Source organism: Meiothermus luteus (assembly GCF_003574085.1).
In the GTDB taxonomy this organism is placed as follows: Bacteria; Deinococcota; Deinococci; order Deinococcales; family Thermaceae; genus Meiothermus; species Meiothermus luteus.
This window is the reverse complement of the sequence record NZ_QWKZ01000129.1, coordinates 1-6,097: the sequence shown is the minus strand read 5'-3', so window position 1 is coordinate 6,097 and position 6,097 is coordinate 1. Positions and strand designations below refer to the sequence as shown.

Annotated in this window: 4 protein-coding genes, 1 tRNA gene and 2 rRNA genes; all 7 read left to right on the top strand. The window is 60.5% G+C overall.

The features are described 5' to 3' along the window. The first annotated feature begins 264 nt into the window (after window positions 1-264). Window positions 265-3,162 (top strand): 23S ribosomal RNA (locus Mlute_RS13700). A 65-nt stretch (window positions 3,163-3,227) separates the two neighbouring features. After that, window positions 3,228-3,344, top strand: a 5S ribosomal RNA gene (rrf, locus tag Mlute_RS13695). 11 nt (window positions 3,345-3,355) lie between these two features. Further along, window positions 3,356-3,431, top strand: a tRNA-Gly gene (locus tag Mlute_RS13690). 337 nt (window positions 3,432-3,768) lie between these two features. Next, window positions 3,769-4,413, top strand: coding sequence for a hypothetical protein (locus Mlute_RS13685; protein WP_245958992.1), 645 nt, complete (start codon window positions 3,769-3,771; stop codon window positions 4,411-4,413). A 57-nt stretch (window positions 4,414-4,470) separates the two neighbouring features. Next, the gene (locus Mlute_RS13680) at window positions 4,471-5,565 is read left to right on the top strand and encodes a RuBisCO large subunit C-terminal-like domain-containing protein (RefSeq protein ID WP_119361142.1); all 1,095 of its coding nucleotides are present in this window, start codon (window positions 4,471-4,473) and stop codon (window positions 5,563-5,565) included. Window positions 5,566-5,570: 5 nt separating this feature from the next. Then, window positions 5,571-5,789 carry a cupin domain-containing protein gene (locus Mlute_RS16260; RefSeq protein WP_245958991.1) on the top strand — a complete coding sequence of 73 codons (219 nt, stop codon included), beginning with the start codon at window positions 5,571-5,573 and terminating at the stop codon, window positions 5,787-5,789. After that, window positions 5,759-6,025, top strand: coding sequence for a cupin domain-containing protein (locus Mlute_RS16255; protein ID WP_245958990.1), 267 nt, complete (start codon window positions 5,759-5,761; stop codon window positions 6,023-6,025). The genes Mlute_RS16260 and Mlute_RS16255 overlap by 31 nt, the downstream gene beginning before the upstream one ends. Window positions 6,026-6,097: the final 72 nt, after the last annotated feature.

The following is a 6,097-nucleotide window of genomic DNA, read 5'->3' as shown; positions in this document are numbered from 1 at the left end:
CCTTTTCCGACTCGCCCGCCTCCTTCTGGCCCAGGGGCCCCCCTCCCTGCGGAGTGTGGCGGTGCGGACGCTCACAGGTCTTCTGCGGCAACGGGTACAGGGGTGGGAAAAGTGATGAGAGGTCAGCTGTGGACCATATTGACAACTTCTTGTGTGTTTGGTAATCTTCTCGTTGCGCCTTCGCGAGGATGGCGCGGGGATCATGAAAGCTGGGCGGTAGGGAGCGGTCTCTTATGTGGAGGCGAGCTTCTTAGCGAATGGAGAGGTCAAGATAGAGCGGGCACACGGTGGATGCCCTGGCACCTGAGCCGATGAAGGACGTGGTTACCTGCGAAAAGCCTGGGGGAGCTGGTAGCGAGCGTTGATCCCGGGATATCCGAATGGGGGAACCCGGCCCGTGGGAACACGGGTCACCGCGAGAGCGGGGGGAACCTGGGGAACTGAAACATCTTAGTACCCAGAGGAGGAGAAAGAGACATCGATTCCCTGAGTAGCGGCGAGCGAAAGGGGAGGAGCCCAAACCGGTGTGCGTGCACGCCGGGGTTGTGGGGCCGGCGTTTTCGAAGCGGAAGCCTAGCCGAAGGGTCCTGGGAAGGCCTGCCAAAGAAGGTGAAAGCCCTGTAGGCGAAAGGTGGAGGCTAGAGGCCGGTACCCGAGTAGCCTGTGGTTCGTGGAGCCATGGGTGAATCTACGCGGCCCACCGCGTAAGGCTAAATACTCCAGGTGACCGATAGCGGACCAGTACCGTGAGGGAAAGGTGAAAAGAACCCCGGGAGGGGAGTGAAACAGAACCTGAAACCGTGTGCTCACAAGCAATCACGGGGCTTTAGGGCCTTGTGGTGTGCCTATTGAAGCATGAGCCGGCGACTTACGCTATGCAGCGAGCTTAAGCCGTTGAGGCGGAGGCGTAGGGAAACCGAGTCCGAAGAGGGCGTGGAGTTGCATGGCGTAGACCCGAAACCCAGAGAGCTAGTCCTGGCCAGGCTGAAGCGCGGGTGACACCGCGTGGAGGGCCGAACCGGTGGGGGATGCAAACCCTTCGGATGAGCTGGGGTTAGGAGTGAAAAGCTAACCGATCTGGGAGATAGCTGGTTCTCCTCGAAATGACTTTAGGGTCAGCCTCGGATGCTGATTCCTGCCTGTAAAGCACTGACAGGGCTAGGGGGCCTACCAGCCTACCAAACCCTATCAAACTCTGAAGGGTAGGAAGTGGAGTCCGGGAGTGAGGGCACGAGTGCTAACATCCGTGTCCAAGCGCGGGAACAACCGAGACCGCCGAATAAGGTCCCCAAGTGCGGGTTAAGTGGCAAAAGATGTGGGGTCGCCGAGACAGCCAGGAGGTTGGCTTAGAAGCAGCCATCCTTTAAAGAGTGCGTAATAGCTCACTGGTCGAGTGGCCCTGCGCTGAAAATGATCGGGGCTCAAACCCGCCACCGAATTCGCGGGCTGTGCTGGGTTTATTCAGTGCAGCGGTAGAGGAGCGTTCCCTATGCCGAGGAAGCCACTTCGCGAGGGGTGGTGGAGGTATGGGAAGTGCGAATGCCGGCATGAGTAACGATAAACAGGGTGGGAATCCCTGTCGCCGTAAGCCCAAGGTTTCCTACGCGATGGTCGTCATCGTAGGGTTAGGCGGGGCCTAAGGATAACCCGAGAGGGGATGCCGACGGACAACTGGTTAATATTCCAGTCCTACTGCGCGGTGCGATGGGGGGACGCTTTAGGCTAGGCGAACCGGAGCCATGGACGAGCCCGGACAGAAGCGCGAAGGGGGCTATAGGCAAATCCGTAGCCCGTTACCGGCGCGTGGTGTGGAAGCCGCAAGGTGACAACTCGCCGAAGCCATGGAGCCGAGAAAAGCCTCTAAGCACAACCGTGCAGTACCCGTACCGCAGACCGACACAGGTGGGCGGGTGTAAATGCACCAAGGCGCGCGGGAGAACCCTCGCTAAGGAACTTTGCAATCTAGCCCCGTAACTTCGGGAGAAGGGGTGCTCCCCAGGGTGATGAGCCTTGGGGAGCCGCAGTGAATAGGCGCTGGCGACTGTTTACCAAAAACTCAGCTCTGTGCGAACACGTAAGTGGAAGTATACGGAGCGACGCTTGCCCGGTGCTGGAAGGTCAAGGGGAGGGGTGCAAGCCCTGAACCGAAGCCCCAGTGAACGGCGGCCGTAACTATAACGGTCCTAAGGTAGCGAAATTCCTTGTCGGGTAAGTTCCGACCTGCACGAAAAGCGTAACGATCAGCGCGCTGTCTCAGCGAGGGACCCGGTGAAATTGAACTGGCTGTGAAGATGCAGCCTACTCGTGGCAGGACGAAAAGACCCCGTGGAGCTTTACTGCAGTCTGGCCTTGAGATTCGGCCGTTCCTGCGCAGGATAGGTGGGAGCCTATGAAGCCGGGGCTTTGGCTTCGGTGGAGGCGCCGGTGAGATACCACCCTGGGACGTCTGGATTTCTAACCCCTAGGGGCCAAGGGTTCCGGGGGGACAGGGTTTGACGGGCAGTTTGACTGGGGCGGTCGCCTCCTAAAGGGTAACGGAGGCGCCCAAAGGTTCCCTCAGGTGGGACGGAAACCCACTGGAGAGCGCAAGGGTAGAAGGGAGCTTGACTGTGAGGCCTGCAAGCCGAGCAGGGGCGAAAGCCGGGCCTAGTGAACCTGTGGTTCCGTGTGGAAGGGCCATAGATCAACGGATAAAAGTTACCCCGGGGATAACAGGCTGATCTCCCCCGAGCGTCCATAGCGGCGGGGAGGTTTGGCACCTCGATGTCGGCTCGTCGCATCCTGGGGCTGAAGAAGGTCCCAAGGGTTGGGCTGTTCGCCCATTAAAGCGGCACGCGAGCTGGGTTCAGAACGTCGTGAGACAGTTCGGTCTCTATCCGTCACGAGCGCAAGAAGGTTGAGGGGGGCTGCTCCTAGTACGAGAGGACCGGAGTGGACGCACCGCTGGTTTTCCGGCTGTTCTTCCAAGGGCATAAGCCGGGTAGCCAAGTGCGGGAGAGATAACCGCTGAAAGCATCTAAGCGGGAAACTCGCCCCAAGATGAGCCTTCTCACGGAGTAAATCCGGTAAGGACCCCGGGAGAATACCGGGTGGATCGGCGGGGGGTGTACGCGCAGCGATGCGCTGAGCCGACCCGTGCGAATCGTCCGAGGTCTTGACCTCTTATGCACTCATACCTGCTTCCTACCGCCCCATGGTCCATTTTTGAAAGCCAGAACACCAGATACCTCTGTGCCAATAGCGGCATGGAACCACCCGTTCCCATTCCGAACACGGAAGTGAAACGTGCCTGCGCCGATGGTACTGGGCCCGAAGGGGCCTGGGAGAGTAGGGCGGTGCAGAGGTTTTTCCTTTCGCGGGAGTAGCTCAGTTGGTAGAGCACAACCTTGCCAAGGTTGGGGTCGCGGGTTCAAGTCCCGTCTCCCGCTCCATCCAACCTACCCCACCCTAAAAGGTGGGGTTTATTTAGTCTTAATGTTACGTTCCTTAGAAGCCTAAAAAGCGATGTTGGGCTATGATTCTCCACGTTGGCCTTTTTGGCCTATGGGAGATTCGTTTATGGGCAGGAGCCTTTTTCGATTTTTCGCGGTTGTGAGTCTTTCGGTCTTGTTGGCAAGCTGCGGTGAGCAGGCCACAAACGAGCCCCTGAGCCACGAGGATGCCAGAGAACTCAAAACCTCCTTTGTAGATTCTAATAAGTATCTGCTGGCAGCATTGGGGAATCCAAGCAATCTGACTACCATCGGCGGTCAAGCCCTTCCTAGCTCCGTGGCTGCCCTAGTTCAGGCCTCGAACCTCAACCCACAGGACGCCCAGTGTGGGGTCAACGTCTCCCCCACCAACCCTCCAGACCAGGATCAAGACGGCATCCCCGCCCAGGCCAGCTTCACCCTGGACTGCCAAGAAACCGCCGGCAGCTTCAACTTCAGGCTGAGGTTGCAGGATAAAGACGACCGCAACCCCAAAAGCGGTTACGTGCTGCAAACCGACCAGTATGAGCTAACGCTCTACCCAGGCACCCCGAGCGAGGTACGAATCAAGCTAGACCTAGACTTGGACCTCACCCAGAAAAACCCTGGCTACGACATTGGCTATAACTTCTATTTCGAGGTCTACAAACAGGGCAAAACCTACAGCCAGCGCCACAACTATACCCTAAGCTACACACCCGACAGCGACGAAAATCCATTCTTAGGGGGCACCCTCAACTACAGTGGGAACCTGGAGTACCGCATCCCGAACCGCTACTATCGGTTAACAATAGACGCCGCCAACCTGAGGTACGCCCAAAGCTGCAGGGTCAGTTTCGTAGGCGGTCGTGTCGTTCTCAGGGATAGCCGGGGCAACCAATTAGCGATCGTCTACAACAGCTGCAACAACATAACCGCGACCTACAACGGCCAAGCGCTCTGAGCGCCTTCCTAAGCTGCCCCGCGGGAACGCGGGGTTTTTTGTTTAGAATCCTGGGCGATGCCTTGGATAAACGCCACCTACCGCCTTCGCTCCACCCCCGACCAAGTTGAGGCCCGGGCCCAGGCCTTGGCCGTTGAGCAAAGCCTCGAGACGCCCCCCAGCGCGGTGTCCGAGGCCTGGATTTTGGAGGAGGTGCTGGCCAGGGTGGAGGCCATCTGGGAAACGGGCCCGGGGGATTACCGGGTGGTGCTGCGGATAAACGCGGAAAACAGCGGCTTTGAGGCGGCTGGGCTGCTCAACGCCTTGTTTGGCAACTGCTCCTTACAGGAAGACGTAGAGCTCCTGGAGGTGGATTTTCCCCCAGAGCTGGTCGCGGCTTTTTCAGGGCCCCGTCTAGGCCTTCCCGGGCTACGCCGGCTCACCGGGGTCTATGGCCGCCCCCTCACCTGCACCGCCCTCAAGCCCCAGGGCCTCTCCCCCACCCAGCTTGCCGGGCTGGCCTACACCTTCGCCCTAGGGGGGATTGACATCGTCAAGGACGACCACAACCTAGGCCAGCAGCGCTACGCCCCCTTCGCCGAACGGGTGCCCCTGATCCAGCGGGCCATCCAAAGGGCCAACGCCGAAACCGGGAGGAATACCCTGTACGCCCCCATGCTCCTGGGGGGTCCTAAGGGACTTGCCCAGGCCCTGTGGATCGCCCGTGAGGAGGGCATCCAGGTGGTGATGGTAGCCCCGATGATTCTGGGGCTTCCGACCTTTTATGAGCTTGTGCAGGAGCTGGGGATGGCCGTGCTGGCCCATCCGGCTTTCGCAGGTGCCCGTATAGCCCCTCCCCTTCTGCCGGGCCGGTTTTTCCGGCTGCTGGGAGCCGACGCCTGCATATTCCCACATCATGGAGGCCGCTTCGCCTACAGCGAGGACACCTGTGCCCAGATCGCCCGAAACCTCACCCAGCCCTGGGGCGCCCTGCGGCCCACCCTACCAACGCCCGCCGGGGGCATGCGGGTAGAGCGCACCGAGGAGATAGTGGGGTTTTACGGCCCCGACTGCATGCTCCTCATCGGCGGCGATCTTCTGGCTGCGGGGGACAGGCTTTTGGAGCGAACCCAGGCGTTTGTCCGCAAAGTGGCCCGCAGCAGCGTAGAATAACCGGGATGGTGAAGGCTCGACCCAAGACCAAGCGGGCAGCCCGGGGGTACACCTGGGAGGATGTGGAGGTGCTGGCCTACAAGGCCGAGGGAGCCGTTCCTTTCCGCGGGGTCACCCGACAGGTGCTCTTCCGGGACCCTCACCTGGCCGCGGAGTGGCGCTACTTTGAGGTGGCGCCCGGGGGCATACCACCTTGGAGCGCCACCAGCACGCCCACGCGGTGATGGTCATCCGGGGCCGGGGGGCCTGCTTGGTGGGCGAGGAGGTGCACTCCATCGGGCTTTTTGACCTAATCACGGTGCCCCCCCTCACCTGGCACCAATTCCGCGCGGCCGAGGACGAGCCGTTGGGCTTTTTGTGCCTGGTCAACGCCCAGCGGGACCGCCCCGAGCTTCCCAGTCCAGAAGAGCTGGACAAGCTGCGGCGAAACCCTCAAGTGGCCGAGTTTATCCGGGTCTGAACCCTAGGGCGAACGCCCCAGCCACCAGTACAAGAGCACCCCCACCCCCAGCCAAAGCCACCAGCGCCGGGC